Origin of the sequence: Meridianimarinicoccus zhengii (assembly GCF_003254465.1) — a bacterium.
Lineage (GTDB): Bacteria > Pseudomonadota > Alphaproteobacteria > Rhodobacterales > Rhodobacteraceae > Meridianimarinicoccus > Meridianimarinicoccus zhengii.
This window is the reverse complement of the sequence record NZ_QDFI01000002.1, coordinates 66,986-84,418: the sequence shown is the minus strand read 5'-3', so window position 1 is coordinate 84,418 and position 17,433 is coordinate 66,986. Positions and strand designations below refer to the sequence as shown.

17 protein-coding genes are annotated in these 17,433 nt (G+C 69.3%); 4 read left to right on the top strand and 13 right to left on the bottom strand.

Annotated features, from left to right (window positions below; genetic code table 11):
* Positions 1 to 70 precede the first annotated feature (70 nt).
* Positions 71 to 1,762 carry an acyl-CoA dehydrogenase family protein gene (locus DDE13_RS01140; protein ID WP_111400908.1) on the top strand — a complete coding sequence of 564 codons (1,692 nt, stop codon included), beginning with the start codon at positions 71 to 73 and terminating at the stop codon, positions 1,760 to 1,762.
* Positions 1,763 to 1,837: 75 nt separating this feature from the next.
* Here the strand turns inward: DDE13_RS01140 and recO are convergent, their stop codons facing one another.
* From recO to DDE13_RS01090, 10 genes are all read right to left on the bottom strand, one after another.
* Complete coding sequence (recO, locus tag DDE13_RS01135) at positions 1,838 to 2,566, bottom strand: DNA repair protein RecO (RefSeq protein ID WP_111400907.1); 729 nt, start codon at positions 2,564 to 2,566, stop codon at positions 1,838 to 1,840.
* A 38-nt stretch (positions 2,567 to 2,604) separates the two neighbouring features.
* A complete protein-coding gene (locus DDE13_RS01130) occupies positions 2,605 to 2,943 on the bottom strand; it encodes a DUF1491 family protein (protein ID WP_111400959.1) in 339 nt (112 codons plus the stop codon).
* Positions 2,936 to 3,877, bottom strand: coding sequence for a GTPase Era (era, locus tag DDE13_RS01125; RefSeq protein WP_111400906.1), 942 nt, complete (start codon positions 3,875 to 3,877; stop codon positions 2,936 to 2,938). The genes DDE13_RS01130 and era overlap by 8 nt, the downstream gene beginning before the upstream one ends.
* Positions 3,870 to 4,562, bottom strand: coding sequence for a ribonuclease III (gene rnc / locus DDE13_RS01120; RefSeq protein WP_111400905.1), 693 nt, complete (start codon positions 4,560 to 4,562; stop codon positions 3,870 to 3,872). The genes era and rnc overlap by 8 nt, the downstream gene beginning before the upstream one ends.
* Positions 4,563 to 4,565: 3 nt before the next feature.
* A complete protein-coding gene (lepB, locus tag DDE13_RS01115; protein WP_111400904.1) occupies positions 4,566 to 5,354 on the bottom strand; it encodes a signal peptidase I in 789 nt (262 codons plus the stop codon).
* Between the two features lie 59 nt (positions 5,355 to 5,413).
* The gene (gene acpS, locus DDE13_RS01110; protein WP_111400903.1) at positions 5,414 to 5,833 is read right to left on the bottom strand and encodes a holo-ACP synthase; all 420 of its coding nucleotides are present in this window, start codon (positions 5,831 to 5,833) and stop codon (positions 5,414 to 5,416) included.
* Positions 5,830 to 6,075 carry a DUF3253 domain-containing protein gene (locus DDE13_RS01105; RefSeq protein ID WP_111400902.1) on the bottom strand — a complete coding sequence of 82 codons (246 nt, stop codon included), beginning with the start codon at positions 6,073 to 6,075 and terminating at the stop codon, positions 5,830 to 5,832. Before DDE13_RS01105 ends, acpS begins: the two co-directional genes overlap by 4 nt.
* Entirely contained in the window at positions 6,059 to 9,025 is a 2,967-nt protein-coding gene (gene ileS / locus DDE13_RS01100) for an isoleucine--tRNA ligase (protein WP_111400901.1), read from the bottom strand. The genes DDE13_RS01105 and ileS overlap by 17 nt, the downstream gene beginning before the upstream one ends.
* A gap of 237 nt (positions 9,026 to 9,262) precedes the next feature.
* The gene (locus tag DDE13_RS01095) at positions 9,263 to 10,267 is read right to left on the bottom strand and encodes a YcjF family protein (RefSeq protein WP_111400900.1); all 1,005 of its coding nucleotides are present in this window, start codon (positions 10,265 to 10,267) and stop codon (positions 9,263 to 9,265) included.
* An 11-nt stretch (positions 10,268 to 10,278) separates the two neighbouring features.
* Positions 10,279 to 11,691, bottom strand: a complete 1,413-nt coding sequence (locus tag DDE13_RS01090) for a YcjX family GTP-binding protein (RefSeq protein WP_222626001.1) — start codon at positions 11,689 to 11,691, stop codon at positions 10,279 to 10,281.
* A 119-nt stretch (positions 11,692 to 11,810) separates the two neighbouring features.
* Between DDE13_RS01090 and truA the strand changes: the two genes are divergently transcribed.
* Entirely contained in the window at positions 11,811 to 12,596 is a 786-nt protein-coding gene (gene truA / locus DDE13_RS01085) for a tRNA pseudouridine(38-40) synthase TruA (protein WP_111400898.1), read from the top strand.
* 35 nt (positions 12,597 to 12,631) lie between these two features.
* Entirely contained in the window at positions 12,632 to 13,657 is a 1,026-nt protein-coding gene (locus DDE13_RS01080) for a serine hydrolase domain-containing protein (protein WP_394340274.1), read from the top strand.
* A 6-nt stretch (positions 13,658 to 13,663) separates the two neighbouring features.
* Here the strand turns inward: DDE13_RS01080 and DDE13_RS01075 are convergent, their stop codons facing one another.
* The 3 genes from DDE13_RS01075 to DDE13_RS01065 form a co-directional block, all read right to left on the bottom strand.
* Entirely contained in the window at positions 13,664 to 15,034 is a 1,371-nt protein-coding gene (locus DDE13_RS01075; RefSeq protein ID WP_111400896.1) for a glutamate--cysteine ligase, read from the bottom strand.
* Positions 15,035 to 15,115: 81 nt separating this feature from the next.
* Entirely contained in the window at positions 15,116 to 15,664 is a 549-nt protein-coding gene (locus DDE13_RS01070) for a hypothetical protein (RefSeq protein WP_111400895.1), read from the bottom strand.
* Positions 15,661 to 16,401, bottom strand: a complete 741-nt coding sequence (locus DDE13_RS01065) for a 16S rRNA (uracil(1498)-N(3))-methyltransferase (RefSeq protein WP_111400894.1) — start codon at positions 16,399 to 16,401, stop codon at positions 15,661 to 15,663. Before DDE13_RS01065 ends, DDE13_RS01070 begins: the two co-directional genes overlap by 4 nt.
* A gap of 12 nt (positions 16,402 to 16,413) precedes the next feature.
* Here DDE13_RS01065 and ubiA point away from each other — a divergent pair, with 12 nt between their 5' ends.
* Positions 16,414 to 17,400: a 4-hydroxybenzoate octaprenyltransferase gene (gene ubiA, locus DDE13_RS01060; protein WP_111400893.1), complete on the top strand. Its 987-nt coding sequence runs from the start codon at positions 16,414 to 16,416 to the stop codon at positions 17,398 to 17,400.
* Positions 17,401 to 17,433: the final 33 nt, after the last annotated feature.

Sequence of the window (17,433 nt, the reverse complement as noted above, 5' to 3'; positions counted from 1 at the left end):
TTTGAAAATTTGTTGCGCTGCAACTGCGAAATGCGTATGCGAGGCGAGATCAGAGAAAAGGAACCGATTCATGGCCCATGACGGACAGACCGTGCCGATTGCCGACGCTGAAAACCCGGTGCTGGACGATCTCCTGACACTGACGGGCGCCGCGCTGAAGCCCGCGCAGACGCTGCTGGACCGTGCCAAGGCATCTGTCGCTGGGCTGGTGACCGAAGACGGCCGCGTGTCTGGCGGCCTGATCGAAATGCACCAGACCGCCGCGCACGGGCTGGCGTGGCTGGCGACCTACGTCGAGTCCCTGCGCCAGATGCAGGCCTGGGCCGAAAAGCTGAATGGCGAGGGCAAGTTCGGCGAGACGGAGCAACTGATCCAGCAGATCGCCTTTGGCGAGTACCTCTGGCAGATGTATGGCGGTATTCCCATGAACCAGGGCGAATTCGTCCGCCCGCAGGACATGGGGCTGAGCCAGGACGACCAGTCGGTGCTGATGACCGACGCCGTGCGCACGCTGACGCAGGCGGGCAATACGCAGGCCGCGCGCACCAGGCTCGTGGCGCTGATGCAGGAACAGTCGGCCAACGTGACCGTGGGGGCGTCCGGCCTCGACGACGAGTTGGAAATGATCCGCGAACAGTTCCGCCGCTTCACGGTCGACCGGGTTCTGCCCGACGCCCATGAATGGCACCTGAAGGATGAACTCATCCCGATGGAGATCATTTCGGAACTGGCCGAGATGGGCGTGTTCGGCCTGACGATCCCGGAAGAATACGGTGGCTTCGGGCTGTCCAAGGCCTCCATGTGCGTGGTGTCGGAAGAACTGTCGCGCGGGTATATCGGCGTGGGCTCGCTCGGCACTCGATCGGAAATCGCGGCGGAACTGATCCTCTGCGGCGGAACCGACGACCAGAAGCAGAAATGGCTGCCGAAACTCGCCCGCGCCGAGGTGCTGCCGACGGCTGTCTTCACCGAACCGAACACCGGATCGGATCTCGGCAGCTTGCGCACCCGCGCGGTGAAGGACGGCGATGACTATCGCATCACCGGCAACAAGACCTGGATCACCCACGCTTCGCGCACGCAGATCATGACGCTGCTGGCGCGCACCGACCCCGCGACGGACAACTACAAGGGTCTGTCGATGTTCATCGCCGAAAAGACCCCCGGCGATTGCGCCAACCCGTTCCCGACCGAGGGCATGACAGGCGGCGAGATCGAGGTGCTGGGCTATCGCGGCATGAAGGAATACGAGATCGCCTTCGACAATTTCCACGTCAAGGGCGAAAACCTTCTGGGCGGCGAAGAAGGCAAGGGCTTCGCCCAGTTGATGGAGACTTTCGAATCCGCGCGCATCCAGACCGCAGCGCGGGCCGTGGGCGTGGCGTGCTCGGCGCTCGATATCTCCATGCAGTATGCGCAGGACCGCAAGCAGTTCGGCAAGCCGCTGATCGCCTTCCCGCGCGTGTCGGGCAAGTTGGCGATGATGGCGGTGGAGATCATGGTCGCACGGCAGCTTACCTATTTCTCGGCGATGGAAAAGGACGAAGGCCGCCGCTGTGATCTGGAGGCCGGGATGGCCAAGCTCTTGGGCGCGCGGGTGGCCTGGGCCGCGGCCGACAACGGTCTGCAGATCCACGGCGGCAACGGCTTCGCGCTGGAATACGCGATCTCCCGCGTGCTGTGCGACGCGCGCATCCTGAACATCTTCGAGGGTGCGGCCGAGATCCAGGCGCAGGTGATCGCGCGACGCCTGCTGGCCTGATCAGCGGTGTCGGCGCAAGACGGCAGGAGGCCCCGGGTCAAGCCCGGGGCTTCTTTGTGTCGGGTGCCGAGGGTGTCACCCGGCGCTGCGGGCAAGACGGTCCAGCAAGCGTTGCCGCGCTGGGGGAAAGGGCTGGCCGGGGCGCTGCGGACCGATCTCGCGGTGCAGGAAATGACCCGTCACGCGCAGGCCCGTTGCGATCTCGGCATTCGTGGCGTCGCCTTCGCCCAGCAGGCAGGGCGGCAGGGGCAGCAGCTTGTCCTCGTAGCCGCGCGCGCCCTGCGTGCTGACGGCCCGGCCCGTGCGCGGGGACACGTAGGCCAGGCCATCGCTGGCCCCGGCCACGGCGCAGCGGGTCAGGTCCAGCGCGAACCCCATGGTGGACAACAACGCGACCTCCCACCGCAGGTAGGCCAGCGGCCAGGCGTCGGTCGCCGGGATCAGGTCCAGCAGCGTGCGACTTTCGTGGTAGAGCGCGGGATAGGCCGCCCGTTCCGGCAGCGCATGGGCCAGCAGCGCGCAGACGCTCGACAGGCCCGCCAGCCCTAGCGGGGCCCCCATCAGCGCCCCGGCCCGGCTGCGAAGGGGTTCGACGGTGAAGCTGCCAAGCTGGTCCTCAAGGCGCGCGCGCCATGCAAGGTCAAGCTGCGCACCGGGTTGCAGGACCGGGCCCAGCCTGCGCCCCGCGCCACCGCGCACCACGCCCGCATGGCGGCCGTGTGATTCGGTGAACACCTCGATGATCGCGGCGCTTTCGCCATGGCGGCGCACCGCCAGCAGCACGCCGTCTTCGCGCCAGTCCATGACCCTTGGCTATCCCGGTGGCGCGGATTTGCAAGGGCTCACTCGGACAGGCCAGGCTCGTCCAGCAGGTCGCGCCCGTCGCGGGATTCGACCTCAATCACCCAAAGGTCCGGATCGAAGCCGCGCTGGCGGGCAAGGCTGGCATCGACCTCCGCTTCCGGGCCGTCGGCCAGCACGTCCCAGACGCGACCGCCCGTCGCCGGATCGAAGCGGCGTGCCTTGGCGCGGGCCGTGCCGTCCAGACGCGCGCACTTGACGATCACGGCGCCCGCGGTCGGATCGCCCTTGGCTGTGACATAGGCGGGAATGTCGGCCAACTGTAGCCGGCGCAGATAGGCCGCCACCCACAGCCCGGCAGAGAGCCGCGGTTCAGGCATCGCCATCGCGGAAATCCAGACCGATCTCGGAATATCGCTCGGATTCTTCCAGCCAGTTGGGGCGCACGCGCACCTGCAGGAACAGGTGCACCTTGCGGCCGAGCAATTCCTCCATGTCGGCACGGGCGGCCTGGCCCACGGCCTTGATCGTCTCACCCTTGTGGCCGAGCACGATGCCCTTGTGCCCGTCGCGCAGCACGTAGACCACCTGGTCGACGCGGGCCGACCCATCCTTGCGTTCTTCCCATTGCTCCGTCTCGACGGTCAGCTGGTAAGGCAATTCCTGGTGCAGCCGCAGGGTCAGCTTCTCGCGCGTCATCTCGGCGGCGATCATGCGCATGGGCAGATCGGCGATCTGGTCCTCGGGATAAAGCCACGGGCCTTCGGGCAGTTCCGCCGCCAGCCAGCCGCGCAGGTCATCCACGCCATACCCCTTTTCCGCCGAGATCATGAAGGTCTGCACGAAGGGAAAGCGCGCGTTCATGTCCTCGGTCAGCTTCAGCAGCGTCGCGGCCTGCACCCGGTCGATCTTGTTGATCGCCAGCGCCACCGGGTGCCCGCCCGACCGATCTGCCAAAGACTCGAGGATCGCCTCCACGCCATCGGTGATCCCGCGATGGGCCTCGATCAGCAGCACGACGATATCGGCATCCGCCGCCCCGCCCCAGGCGGCGGCCACCATCGCCCGGTCCAGCCTTCGGCGCGGACGGAACAGGCCCGGCGTATCGACGAAGACAATCTGCGTGGCGCCGTCGATGGCCACGCCGCGGATACGCGCGCGTGTGGTCTGCACCTTGTGGGTGACGATGGACACCTTCGCGCCCACCATGCGGTTGAGAAGCGTGGACTTGCCCGCGTTCGGTTCGCCGATCAGCGCGACGAACCCCGCGCGGGTGCCCTGCCCTTCTTCGCTGCCGCCACCTGTGTCAGTCATCGTCCCCGGCCTCCAGCCGTGCCAGCAGCGCCTGCGCCGCGGCCTGTTCCGCCTGCCGCTTGGTGCGGGCCTGTGCCGTTTCGTCCGCGCCCGACTCAAGCACCACGCGGATGGTGAAGACCGGCGCGTGGTCCGGCCCGGTGCGGCCCAACTGCTCATAGTGCGGCGGCGGCATCCCGCGGCCCTGCGCCCATTCCTGCAGCGCGGTCTTGGCGTCCCGCGCATCGGCCTTGACCGACCGGATGCGGTCGCCCCAAAGGCGCAGGATCATGTCCCGCGCGGCGTCAAGCCCGCCATCGACATAGACGGCGGCGATGACCGCCTCCATGGCGTCGCCCAGCAGCGCTTCCTTGCGGCGGCCGCCCGACAGCATTTCCGACCGGCCCAGCCGCAGCACGTCGCCTAGACCGACACTGCGCGCGATCTCGGCGCAGGTTTCCTTGCGCACCAGCGCGTTGAAGCGCGGCGCCAGCAACCCCTCGGCAGCGGTGGTATCGGCCTCCAGCAGCGCCTCGGCCATCACGAGTCCGAGCACCCGGTCGCCGAGGAATTCCAGCCGCTGGTTGTCGCCGCGCGTGGGCGTGGCGACGGACCCGTGGGTCAGCGCGGATTGCAGCAGGTCACCCCGCACGAAATCATGCCCCAACCGCCCCGCAAAGGCCCGTTGTTCCGCCGACAGCGCCAAGGCTCAGTTCAGCCCCTTGAAGAACCGGTCGCCCCGCCAGGTCCACACGAAGAAGATCGACCGCCCCGCGGACGAGAACATCACCCGGTCCGCGCGCCCGATCAGGTTCTTGAACGGCACCATGCCGACACCGCGCGCCGATTGCGGCACCCTGCTGTCCACGGAATTGTCGCGGTTGTCGCCCATGAAGAAGAAATGCCCCTCCGGCACGGTATAGACCGGCGTGTTGTCCAGCGGCCCCGCGCCGATATTGAGAATGGCGTGGCTGACACCGCCCGGCAGGGTTTCGATGGTGCGGGTCTTTTCGCACGCGCCACCGATGCCCACGGGGCCGTTCTCGCAACGCGGGAAGCTGCCCGCGGGACCCTGCTTTTCATAGGGTTCCACGAAAATGCCGCCGGATTCGGTCGGCACCCGCGCACCGTTCAGGTAAAGCGCCCCGTCCCGCATCTGCACCGTGTCGCCGGGCAGGCCGATCAGCCGCTTGATGAAATCGCTGCCGGTCACGGGATGCTTGAACACCACGATGTCGCCACGGTCGGGCTGGCTGGCGAACCATCGGTCATTGATGAAGCCACAGGCCGAGAACGGGCAGGAATGCTGCGAATAGCCATAGGCCATCTTGTTGACGAACAGGAAATCCCCAATCAGCAGCGTGTCCTTCATCGACCCCGACGGGATCCAGAAGGGCTGGAAGAACAGCGTGCGGAACACGCCCGCGATCAGCAGTGCATAGACCACCGTCTTGATGGTCTCGACGATGCCGCTGTCTTTTTCGGCCCTGGTTGCCATGCCTGCTGTCCTGCCTGTGCCCTCGGTCCGGCGCTTCATGGGCGCGGGGGCATGGGGAGTCAAGAAGCGTGGCGGTCGGCGGGGCGCGGGCGCGCCTCGATCACCACGAAGGCCTGCGCCCATGGGTGGTCGTCGGTCAGGGTGACATGGATGATTGCGTCATGACCCGGCGGGGTCATCTCGGCCAAACGCGCCGCGGCCCAGCCGGTCACTGCCATCACGGGCTGGCCCGTGGGCAGGTTCGACACGGCCATGTCGCGCCACGCGATCCCCATGCGCAGCCCGGTGCCGAGCGCCTTGGAGCAGGCCTCCTTCGCGGCCCAGCGTTTGGCATAGGTGCCCGCCACGTCCGCGCGGCTTTCGGCCTTGCGCTGTTCGGTCTCGGTGAAGACCCGCGTCTTGAAGCGGTCGCCGAACCGATCGAGCGTCCCTGCGATCCGGTCGATATTGGCCAGATCCGTCCCGATGCCGAGGATCACGGCGCCAACCCCAGCCGGATCGGGCCGCGCGCGGCCACCGGATCGACCGGCTGCCCCTTCTGTGTGGCCACCAGCCGCCCCTGCGCCGCCAGCCGGGCGGCTTCGGCCCGCACGGGGTGCATGAGCGGGCGCCAGTCAGCGGCGAGCGCGCGGGCGGCCTCGGACGGGCAGAATGTCCTGCCCGCCCCGCGCCGATGGGCAAGGTCCATCAACACCGCCGAGATGTCACTTGCCGAGCACATCGTTGCAGCGTCCGCACACATCCGCGTGGTCATGGGTGCCCACATCCGGCAGCACCTTCCAGCAGCGTTGGCATTTCTGGCCTTCGGCCCGCGCGAAGACCACCCCCGCGCCCGGCACGTCGGGCAGGCGGAACGCGCCCGCCGGCACTGGGTCCGTCGTCAGCGTGATGTCCGACGTGATGCAGAGCGTGGCGAAATTCGCCGGGTCCAGCTTTGACGCCGTGTCGGCGGGCAGATGCACCACCGGCGCCGCCTCCAGCGACGCGCCGATCACCTTGTCGCGGCGGGCTTCCTCCAGCGCGCCGGTCACCACACGGCGCACGGCGCGGTGGGCTTCGACGCGTTCGGCGAGCGCCGGATCGTGCCAGCCCTCGGGCGTCTGGGGCATGTCCTGAAGATGCACGGAACTGTCGTCACCGGGGAAGCGTTCCAGCCAGACCTCTTCCATGGTGAAGACGAGGATCGGCGCCAGCCACGTCGTCAGCCGGTGAAAGAGAATGTCGAGCACCGTCAGCGCGGCGCGCCGGTCAAGGCTGTCATCCCCGTCGCAATACAGCGCGTCCTTACGGATGTCGAAATAGAGCGCGGACAGGTCCACCGTGGCGAACTGGAACACCTTCTGGAACACGCCCTGGAAATCGAACGCCGCGTAGCCCGCCTTCACGTGGCGATCCAACCCTTCGACGAGGTGCAGCACGTATTGCTCCAGCTCCGGCATGTCGTCGCGCGCGACCGCAAGTTCGGGCCGGTAATCGCCAAGGCTGCCCAGCAGGAACCGCAGCGTGTTGCGCAAGCGCCGATAGCTGTCGGCGGTGCCCTTCAGGATTTCCGGCCCGATGCGCTGGTCGGCGGTATAGTCCGCCTGCGCCACCCAGAGCCGCAGGATATCGGCCCCGTATTGCTTCACGATGTCGTCGGGCGCGATGGTGTTGCCCAGCGACTTGGACATCTTGTTACCCTTCTGGTCCAGCGTGAAGCCGTGGGTGACCACGTTGCGATAGGGCGCGCGCCCCATCGTGCCGCAAGCCTGCAGCATCGACGAATGGAACCAGCCGCGATGCTGGTCGGTGCCTTCCATGTAGACGTCGGCGATGCCGTCCGGCGTGCCGTCGTCGCGGTCGCGCAGCACGAAGGCATGGGTCGAGCCAGAGTCGAACCACACGTCGAGGATATCGTCCACCTTGTCCCAGTCATCCGGGTCGTGGTCGGGCGAAAGGAAGCGTTCCTTGGCGCCGTCCATGTACCATGCATCAGCGCCCTCGGTCTCGAACGCCGCGAGGATGCGGGCATTCACCCGCGCGTCGCGAAGCAGGAAATCCGGGTCGTCCGGCTTGGCCCCGCGCCTGGTGAAACAGGTCAGCGGCACGCCCCAGGCCCGTTGACGGGACAGCACCCAATCCGGGCGGTTCTCAATCATCGAATACAGCCGGTTGCGGCCGCTGCGCGGGGTCCATGTCACCAGCTTGTCGATGGATGTCAGGGCCCGTTCGCGGATCGTGGTGCCGTGGGTATCCTTTCCGTCACCCACTGCCCGGTCGATGGCGGCGAACCATTGCGGACGGTTGAGCCGGATGACCGGCGCCTTGGACCGCCATGAATGGGCGTCGGAAATCGTGATCCGCTTGCGCGCGAGAAGGCCGCCCACCTCGGTCAGCTTGGCGATCACAGCCTTGTTGGCGCCGCCCGGCTTGCCGTTTTCGGCGATCACCCGCTCCCCCGCGAAGAAGGGCAGGTCCGGTCGGAAGGACGAGTCGTCGAGGATATTGAACGTCATCGGCAGACCATGCGCCCGCCCGATGGCATAGTCGTCGTCGCCGTGGCTGGGCGCGGTATGGACAAAGCCGGTGCCAGCGTCGTCGGTGACATGGTCGCCGGGCAGCAGCGGGACGTCGAAATCCCATTCGCCGTCAGAACCTTCGGCCCCGCGCAGAGGATGGGCGCAGGTCAGGCCCGCCAACTCGGCCGGGGTGACATAGCGCAGACGCGTGAACTGCCCCGGCTCCAGCCGCGCCGACACCAGTGCCTGTTCGGCCAGTGCGTCGGCCATCACGAACCGGTCCCCGACAGCGGCCCAGCATTCGTCCGGCGTGCCGGTCACTTCGTAAAGCCCGTAGCCGATCTCCGGCCCGAAGCAGATCGCTCGGTTCTGTGGAATGGTCCAGGGCGTGGTGGTCCAGATCACAACCGACGCGGCGCGCAGGTCCGCCGCGAGGATCGCCTGGTTCGCACCGTCGAAATCCGACGGCTCGTCCAGCGGCATGGGCGCGTTGCCGCCGCGCATCACGGGGAACTTCACCCAGATCGCGTCGGTCTGGCGGTCGTGGTATTCCACCTCCGCCTCGGCCAGCGCGGTCTTTTCCACGGGGGACCACATCACGGGCTTCGACCCCTGATAGAGCACCCCGGTCATCAGGAACGTCATGAACTCCGCCGCGATGACCCGCTCGGCATGGAAATCCATGGTCAGGTAGGGACGGTCCCACGCGCCGGTCACGCCCAGCCGCTTGAACTCCTCGCGCTGCACGTCGATCCAGCCGGCGGCGAACTCGCGGCATTCGCGGCGGAAATCCACAACCGGCACGGCGTCCTTGTCCATGCCCTTGGCGCGGTATTTCTCCTCGATCTTCCACTCGATCGGCAGGCCGTGGCAATCCCAGCCGGGGACGTAGCGCGCGTCGTAGCCCATCATCTGGTGGCTGCGCACGATCATGTCCTTGATCGTCTTGTTCAGCGCGTGGCCGATATGCAGGTGCCCGTTGGCGTAAGGCGGGCCATCATGCAGGACGAAGGGCGTGCGCCCGTCAGCCGCCGCGCGCAGCCGGTCATAGACCCCGATCCGTTCCCAGCGCGCAAGCCAGTCGGGTTCGCGCTTCGGCAATCCCGCGCGCATCGGGAAATCCGTCTGGGGCAGGTTCAGCGTGTCTTTGTAGTCAAGCGTCTCGGACGACATGGGGTATCATTCCCGGAAAGAGCTGGAAGGCGATGGGTTTCGGTGCGGCGCGGCAGGCCATGCGCCTTGTCCCGGCAACTCTCTCAGAGCGCCGGGCCGGTAATTCGCGCGATGATGGCACGTATCCCCGTCATGCCCGCGCTTATAGGCACCGCCCCGGCGCGCGTAAAGCCGTCTGCGCGCGCGCCTCTTCTGTCCCGAAGCATCCCTGCCGGAGGCATGAAGGTTGCCACCCTGTCAGCCTTGCCCGAACAGTCCCGCCAATGCGCGCTTCACCAGCCCGCCCACCGACGGACGGGGCGCCGCGCGGAACGGCAGCGGGCGGCAGACCTCCATCGCCGCCACGCCAACGCGGGCCGTGAGCGCGCCGTTCACCACGCCCTCGCCGAAGCGGCGAGATACGCGGCTCAGGACCGACCCGCCCGCCACGGACCCGATCAGGTCGTCGCCCACCGCCACCGCCCCCGTGGCCACGAGATGGGTCAGCACCGCGCGCATCAGCCGCCACGTGCCCAGCGTGCCCGCGCGCCCGCCATAGATTTCCGCGATGCCGCGGATCATGCGCAGGTTGGCGGTCGCCGCCGCGATCACGTCTGCCAGCGCCAGCGGCACCAGCGCCGTGACAGTGGCCACCGTGCGCGACGCCGCCTCCACCTGCGCGCGGGCCTGCGCGTCGAGCGGCGCGAGCAGCGCGCGCTCGGTCATCGCCAGCACGGCATCGGCATCGAAACTGGCCTCGGCCTGCGCCGTCAGCCCGTCGCGCCCAAGTTCCAGTTCCGCCCGCCCTGCGTAGAACGCGGCCAGATCCACGGACAGCGCCCGCGCCGCAGACAGATCGTCCCCGGCCAGCGCATCGCGGGCCCGGTGCTGGAACCGGTCGATCCGCGCCAGCCGCCCGAAGGCCGCCGCCTCGCGCAGGGCAATCGCCGCACAGACAAGCCCGAAGGCCACGAGCAGTCCGCTGACCGCCCAGCCCAGCACCGCGCTGCGCGCCAGCAGCGCATCGACCGCGCCCCACAATGCAAGCGCCGTGAAGGTCGCCACCAGCGCCCCCGCAAGCCCCCAGAAGCACGCCGCCAGCCGGTTGCGCGGCCGCGCGCCAAGCCGCGCAAGCCGCTGCATCGCCGCGGCCTCCGGCGTGGTCCCCATCGCATCCGGCACCGGCGGCGCGTCGGCGGGGGACGGGGCCGCCTGCGCGTCGTCGTCCAGTTCGATCAGCACCGGGCCCTTGGGCGTTCCCATATCAGCCTCCTTCAAAGCCGGTCGCCCAGCAGGAACTGGGCGGCGCGGTCCAGCCGGATATGCGGCGGGCCTTCGCCCGGGCGCAGGGTCAGCCGCGCGGGGGCGAAGTGCATGAAGGCGTAGTCGTCCCCCAGCCACGCGGGCGATCCGTCCCGCGCCGCCGACAGCAGCGCGCCGGGGTCTTCGGGGAGATCGCCGGGATGGAACGCCGCCTGTCGCCCGCCGTCCAGCAACCGCCCCCGCACCACGTCGAGGCTGCGCCCGTCATGGTCGCGGGTTTCCTCCACCGTGGCACGCAGGGCGGCGATGGACATCGCCTCGGTCTTCGCACCGGCGAAATCGGCGCGGGCGCGGGCGTCCTTGACCAGCGCCGCCATGATCGCGGTCAGCTTCCCGTGCTGGCTGTGGTGCAGGTGATCGGCCTTGGTCGCGGCGAACAGGATGCGATCGACCCGCCGTGCGCCCAGCAGCCGCCCGAGCCAGCTGTTGGCACCGGGGCGGAACGCGCCCAGCGTGTCGGCCATGGTGCGGCGCAGATCCTCCACCGCGCGGGGGCCGTCATGGATCGCGCCCAGCGCATCCACCAGCACGATCTGCCGGTCGAGCCGCGCGAAGTGATCGCGGAAGAACGGCTGCACGACGCGGGACTTGTAGGCGTCGTAACGCCGCGCAAACTCCGCCCGCAGGCTGCCGCGGCGCGCAGGCCCCGGCGGCAGCGGCGCGAATGTCAGCACGGGCGAGCCCTCCATCTCGCCAGGCAGCAGGAACCGCCCCGGCGTGCAGTCCGAAAACCCCGCCGCGCGCGCCGCCCTCAGATAGCCGGTGAACCCCTGCGCAAACCGTTGCGCGGTGCCTTCGTCCAGCCGCGCCGCGCCATCGGCGGCGGCCAGCGCGTCCCGCGCCGCAGGACCGCCGGGCCGGTCGTCCATCCGCGCCAGCGCATCCGCCGACCACTGGTCATAGCTCTTGCCCAGCAGTCCGAGGTCGAGCAGCCATTCGCCGGGATAGTCCACGATATCCAGATGGACGGTCCGCGGCCCGGTCACGCCGCCCAGCAGCCCGCCGGGCCGCAGCCGCAGCGACAGGCGCAATTGCGATACCGCGCGCGTGCTTTCGGGCCAGTGCGGGTCGGGGGCGGTCAGGGCGGCGTGGTGCGACTCGTAGTCGAAGCGCGGCACCGTGTCGTCGGGTTGAGGCTGAAGGAACGCCGTGAGGATGCGCCCGTCGGCAGCGGCGGCCAGTTGCGGCATCCGCCCGCGGTCGATCAGGTTGGCCACGAGCGACGTGATGAACACCGTCTTGCCCGCGCGCGACAGCCCGGTCACGCCCAGCCGCAGGGTCGGGTCGAACAGCGTGTCGTTCACGGTCTGGCCGAGGCCTTCGATCCCGCGCGTCACCTCGTCTGCCAGCCGTCCCAGAACCACCGGTTGTCCCTCGTGCTCTCGTGTTCCGGGCAACATCTATGGGGCTGGGCGGCACAATGCCAGCCCGCGCTGCATCGGTCCGGCTTGCCGCCCCCGGCCCGCGCGGGTAATCGGGGGCGATGCCCCGCTTTGCCCTGAAGATCGAGTACCACGGCGGCCCCTTCGCCGGCTGGCAGCGCCAGCGCGACCAGCCCTCGGTTCAGGGCGCGGTCGAGGCGGCTCTACAGCGGGTCGATCCGCAAGTCGGCAGCATCGCCGCCGCCGGGCGGACCGATGCGGGGGTCCATGCCTGGGGCCAGGTGGCCCATGCCGACCTCGCCCGCGACTGGGCACCGTTCCGGCTGATGGCCGCGCTGAACCACCATCTGAAGCCTGCACCCGTGGCCGTGGTAGCGGCGGCGGCAGTGGCAGACGACTGGCATGCGCGGTTCTCGGCGCTGGAGCGGCGCTACGTGTTTCGCCTGCTGTCACGTCGCGCCCCCGCGACCCACGACGCGGGCCTCGTGTGGCAGGTGCGCCACGCCCTCGACGTGGCGGCCATGCAGGCGGGGGCCGACAGGCTGATCGGGCACCACGACTTTACCACCTTCCGCTCGACCATCTGCCAGGCCGCGAGCCCGGTGAAGACGCTCGACCGGCTGACGGTCACGGCCCATCCGGTGCCGCACGGGATCGAGTACCGTTTCGACGTGCGCGCGCGCAGCTTCCTGCACAATCAGGTGCGAAGCTTCGTGGGCACGCTGGAGCGGGTCGGCGCGGGCGCGTGGACCCCTGACGACGTGACCGCGGCGCTGATGGCCCGCGACCGCGCGGCCTGCGGGCCGGTCTGCCCGCCGCAGGGCCTGTATCTAGCGCATGTGGGCTACCCGGACGATCCGTTCGCGGACGCGGTCGCGCAGACGTGACTGGCACTGTGGCACAGGCGGACGACACTAAGGACATGGGAATTCAAGCCATAGCACCCCGTCTGCCCCGCCGCGCGATGCTGACCGCGGCCCTTGCCGCGCCCATGCTGTCACTTGCGCGCGGCGCCCGTGCGCAGGATGCGGCGCTTGCGGCGGCGGCAGAGCAGGCCCGCATGCTTGACCAGCTGAACGCGCTGGTCGTGCTCCGCGATGGCGAGACGGTGCTGGCCGAGCGGGTGCGCGGGCCGGGGCTCGGCACGCCGGTCAACGTCAAGTCCGTGTCGAAGACCGTGGTCGCGGCACTGACCGGAGCCGCCATCGATCGGGGCGCGCTGCCGGGGCTGGAGGCGACGCTGGGCGACGTGGCGCCCCGGCTGATCCCCGCCGGGGCAGATCCACGGGTGGCGCGCATCACGATCGAAGACCTCGTCACCCTCCAGGCGGGGCTGGAGCGGACCTCCGGCGCGAATTACGGCGGCTGGGTCGGCAGCCGCAACTGGGTGGCCGACGCGCTGTCGCGGCCCGTGGTGGCCGACCCCGGTGCGCAGATGCTGTATTCCACGGGCACGACCCATGTGCTGGGCGCGGTGCTGGCCGAGGTGACGGGCGACAGCCTGCTGACGCTGGCCCGCGGCTGGCTGGGCCGCCCCCTGGGCATCGACATCCCCGCCTGGACCCGCGATCCGCAGGGCTTCTACATGGGCGGCAACGAGATGGCGCTGTCGCCCATGGCGCTGGCCCGCTTCGGCGAAATGTACCGGCTGGGCGGTACGTGGGATGGCACCCGCGTTCTGTCGGCGGGATGGGTCCGCGACAGCTTTCGCGCGCGTACCCGCTCGCCGTGGTCGGGGCTGGGCTACGGTCTCGGCTGGTTCCTTGGGCGCACGGACGGGGCGGCCTATGCGCTGGCGCGCGGCTATGGCGGGCAGGTCGTGGCCGTTGTGCCGCAGCGGGGGCTGACCGTGGTGATCACGTCGGACCCGACACGCCCCGCCCGGTCGCAGGGCTATTTCGGCGATCTCGTGCGGCTGATCGACGGGCTGGTGACCGGACTCGCCTGAGCGGGGTCAGTAGCTGTAGTCGGCGTATATCCGCGTCAGGTCGCCATTCCAGTCACCGTGGTAGCGTTCCAGCAACTCGTCGGCGGGGGTTCGCCCGCTTTCGACGCTTTCCTGCAGCGCATTGAGGAAATGGGTTTCGTCCGCGATCATCCCGCCCGCGCCGGGGATCGCGCGGGCCTTCAGCCCAGCCTCGGCGATCGCGACGGCCTCGCGCGCGATATCGCGCATCGACATGCCGCCGACGCGGGCCTGCAGCCCGTCCACCGACGCCGCGACGCGCCATGCCTCGCGCGTGTCAGCATCCCAGTCGCGGCACAGGTCCCACGCGGCATCGAGCGCGCCCTGGTCATACGTCAGCCCGACCCAGAACGCCGGCAGCGCGCAGAGCCGCCGCCACGGCCCGCCATCGGCGCCACGCATCTCGATGAATTTCTTGATCCGCGCCTCGGGGAAGATCGTGGTCAGGTGGTCGGCCCAATCCGACAGGGTCGGCATCTCGCCCGGCAGGGCGGGCAGTTCGCCGCGCAGGAAATCGCGGAAGGACTGGCCCAGCGCGTCGAGGTATTTCCCGTCGCGGTAGACGAAATACATCGGCACATCGAGCGCGTAGTCCACCCACCGCTCGAACCCCATGCCGGCCTCGAACACGAAGGGTAGCGTGCCGGTGCGGTCCGGGTCGAGATCGCGCCAGATGCGCGACCGCCACGACTTGTGCCCGTTGGGCTTGCCCTCGAAGAAGGGCGAATTGGCAAAGAGTGCCGTGGCCACGGGTTGCAGCGCCAGCGCCACGCGCAGTTTCTGCACCATGTCGGCCTCGGACGCGAAGTCGAGGTTCACCTGCACGGTGCAGGTGCGATACATCATCTGCGTGCCATGGGTGCCGACGCGCCCCATGTAGTCGGTCATCAGCTTGTAGCGGCCCTTGGGCATCACCGGCATCTGGTCATGGGTCCAGATGGGTGCGGCGCCAAGACCGATGAAGTCCACACCGATCAGGTCCGCAACCTCGCGCACTTCGCGCAGATGGGTGTTCACCTCGTCGCAGGTTTCGTGGATCGACACGAGCGGCGCACCCGACAGTTCAAGCTGCCCGCCGGGTTCGAGGCTGACATTCGCGCCGTCCTTTTCCAGCCCGATCAGGTGCCCGGCCTCGCGGATCTCGGCCCAGCCGAACCGGTCGCGGAGCCCTTCGAGCATGGCACGGATCGATCGCGGACCGTCATAGGGCAGCGGGTTCAGCGTGTCCCGGCAATAGCCGAATTTTTCATGCTCGGTCCCGATGCGCCAGTCGTCCTTGGGCTTGCAGCCCGCTTCCAGATAGGCGGCCAGCTGGTCGCGATGTTCGATCGGACCACCGCCCGTCTGTGGAATGGACATGCCCTTTTGCTCCGCCGCCTGTTCCGGGTCGCACAGGTGGCCCGGATCGCAGGGGCTGTCAATGGCGCGGCCCGCCGCCGGTCAGTCCAGCCGCCGCCCCGGTGCCAGCGGCACGGGCGCTGTGGCGTCGCGTTGCCAGATCACGCGCAGCCCGTCGCGCCCGGGGCCGCGCAGATACAGGGCGCGTTCCAGCCGGAACCCGGGCAGCGCCGCGAAGGCGTCGATCAGCGTATCCGCGCCCTTCGCGGTCACGGGAATGTGCAGCGGCGGGTCGCCAGTGCGGTGCAGCACCCAGTGATGCGGCCTGCCGGTCGGGTCGAGCACGATGGCCTGCACCTGGTCGAGGGCCACGACACCGCCGTCGAGCGGGCCGAAATAGGCAAGCTGCCCCTCGGTCATGTCCACGACGCCGGGACCCGTGCCGGGACCACGCAACCGGCCACGAACAATCCCTGTCCAGATCAGCGCACCCCCCGCAAGGACCAGCGGCAGGGCCAGCCACGCGACGATCCCGATGCCGTCAAGCCATGCCCAGAACGCCACAAGGCACAGCCCGGCACCGGCCAGCGACTCGCGCCACCGGCGCAGGGCCGCGCGCAGTTCGGGGCGGATGAAGGCGGACCAGTTCATGCCCGCCAATCCCCGAGTGCCGCCTGCCACAGCGCCAGCGCCGCCACAGCCGCGGTGTCCGCCCGCAGGATGCGCGGGCCGAGGCTGACGGGATGCGCTTTGAGATGATCCCGAAGCCGCGTCCGTTCGGCGGGGCTGAACCCGCCCTCCGGCCCGATCAGAATGGCCCATGGCCCCGGTGCGGCCGGCAGGTCCGATACCGGCCCGGCCAGCCCCTCGTCGCAGAACATCAACTGGCGGTCCTCGGGCCAGTCGTCCAGCAGCCGCGACAGGGGGCGCAGGTCATCGACAGGCGGCACGAACGTGCCGCCGCATTGTTCCGCCGCCTCGATGGCATGGGCCTGAAGCCGGTCGCGGCGGACCCGTTCGGCATTGGTGAAATCGGTCTGCACGGGCACGATGCGGGCCGCGCCCATCTCGGCCGCCTTTTCCACGATGAAATCGGTGCGCGCCTTCTTGATCGGCGCGAAGACCAGCCACAGGTCGGGCGGCATCCGCAGGGGTGATGTCCGCGCGCCGACCGCAAGCCGGGCGGATCGCTTGCCCGCCTCGGCCAGTTGGGCCATGTATTCGCCAGAGCGGCCATCGAACACGGCCACGGCGGCCCCGGCCCCCAGCCGCAAGACACCTGTCAGGTAATGGGCCTGGTCGCGCGGCAAGTCCACCACCTGCCCTTCGGCCAGGGGTTGGTCGATGAACAGCCGGGTTCGGGCCACGCGGGACGGATCGGACGACATGGAGGCAGTCATATGACCCACACGCGCCAAGCGCCAGAGCAGACCCTTCAGGGCCGCGTCGCCGACGCGGTGCGCGGCAACTGGGTGGACGGGTTCGCGCCGCCCGGCACCCGCCCCTACCTGCGGCTGTCGCGGGCCGACCGGCCCGTGGGCATGTGGCTGCTGCTGCTGCCGTGCTGGTGGGGGGTGCTGCTGTCGGCGGCAAGCGGCGGCGGGCTTGGCTGGCTGGGCGCATGGATCGTGACGGGCTGCGCCGTCGGCGCGTGGCTGATGCGCGGCGCGGGCTGCACCTGGAACGACATCACCGACCGCGACATCGACGGCAGCGTGGCGCGCACCGCCAGCCGCCCGATTCCGTCCGGGCAGGTGAGCGTCCGCGCCGCGATCGCGTGGATGTGTGCGCAGTCGCTGCTGGCCTTCGGCATCCTGCTGACCTTCAACGGGACGGCCATCGCGCTGGGAATAGGATCGCTCGCGCTCGTGTGCATCTACCCGTTCGCCAAGCGCTTCACGTGGTGGCCGCAGATCTTCCTGGGGCTGGCATTCAACTGGGGCGCGCTGCTGGCATGGACCGCCCATCACGGCGCGCTGCACCCGGCAGCGGTGGCGCTGTATCTCGCGGGGATCGCGTGGACGCTGTTCTACGACACGATCTATGCCCATCAGGACCGCGAGGACGACGCGCTGATCGGGGTCAAGTCCACGGCACGGCTGTTCGGGTCCGACACGGCGCGCTGGCTGCGCGCGTTCCAGGTGGCGACCGTGGCGCTGCTCGTGGTGGCGGTGCTGCTGGCCTTCCCGCGGCTGAGCCTGCCCGCCGTTGCCGCCATGGCCGGCCCCTTCGCCATGGGGGCGCACATGCACTGGCAGTTGCGCAGGCTCGACATCGACGACACCGACGGCTGCCTGCGGCTGTTCCGGTCGAACCGCGATGCGGGGCTGCTGGTGGTCGCGGCTTTCGCGGTGGCGGTGCTGCTGGCGGGCATCGGGCCCGCGTAGCGATGCGCGGCATCCCGCCGGGGCTTCCGGTGC

Bases quoted from the DNA above. Each gene is read 5' to 3' on its own strand.
- DDE13_RS01095 (WP_111400900.1), bottom strand. From the start codon at position 10,267: ATGGGAACGCCCAAGGGCCCGGTGCTGATCGAACTGGACGACGACGCG.
- truA (WP_111400898.1), top strand. From the start codon at position 11,811: ATGCCCCGCTTTGCCCTGAAGATCGAGTACCACGGCGGCCCCTTCGCC.
- DDE13_RS01140 (WP_111400908.1), top strand. From the start codon at position 71: ATGGCCCATGACGGACAGACCGTGCCGATTGCCGACGCTGAAAACCCG.
- era (WP_111400906.1), bottom strand. From the start codon at position 3,877: ATGACTGACACAGGTGGCGGCAGCGAAGAAGGGCAGGGCACCCGCGCG.
- DDE13_RS01075 (WP_111400896.1), bottom strand. From the start codon at position 15,034: ATGTCCATTCCACAGACGGGCGGTGGTCCGATCGAACATCGCGACCAG.
- ileS (WP_111400901.1), bottom strand. From the start codon at position 9,025: ATGTCGTCCGAGACGCTTGACTACAAAGACACGCTGAACCTGCCCCAG.
- recO (WP_111400907.1), bottom strand. From the start codon at position 2,566: ATGGACTGGCGCGAAGACGGCGTGCTGCTGGCGGTGCGCCGCCATGGC.
- DDE13_RS01130 (WP_111400959.1), bottom strand. From the start codon at position 2,943: ATGCCTGAACCGCGGCTCTCTGCCGGGCTGTGGGTGGCGGCCTATCTG.
- DDE13_RS01065 (WP_111400894.1), bottom strand. From the start codon at position 16,401: ATGTCGTCCGATCCGTCCCGCGTGGCCCGAACCCGGCTGTTCATCGAC.
- lepB (WP_111400904.1), bottom strand. From the start codon at position 5,354: ATGGCAACCAGGGCCGAAAAAGACAGCGGCATCGTCGAGACCATCAAG.
- DDE13_RS01105 (WP_111400902.1), bottom strand. From the start codon at position 6,075: ATGTGCTCGGCAAGTGACATCTCGGCGGTGTTGATGGACCTTGCCCAT.
- ubiA (WP_111400893.1), top strand. From the start codon at position 16,414: ATGACCCACACGCGCCAAGCGCCAGAGCAGACCCTTCAGGGCCGCGTC.
- DDE13_RS01070 (WP_111400895.1), bottom strand. From the start codon at position 15,664: ATGAACTGGTCCGCCTTCATCCGCCCCGAACTGCGCGCGGCCCTGCGC.
- DDE13_RS01080 (WP_394340274.1), top strand. From the start codon at position 12,632: ATGGGAATTCAAGCCATAGCACCCCGTCTGCCCCGCCGCGCGATGCTG.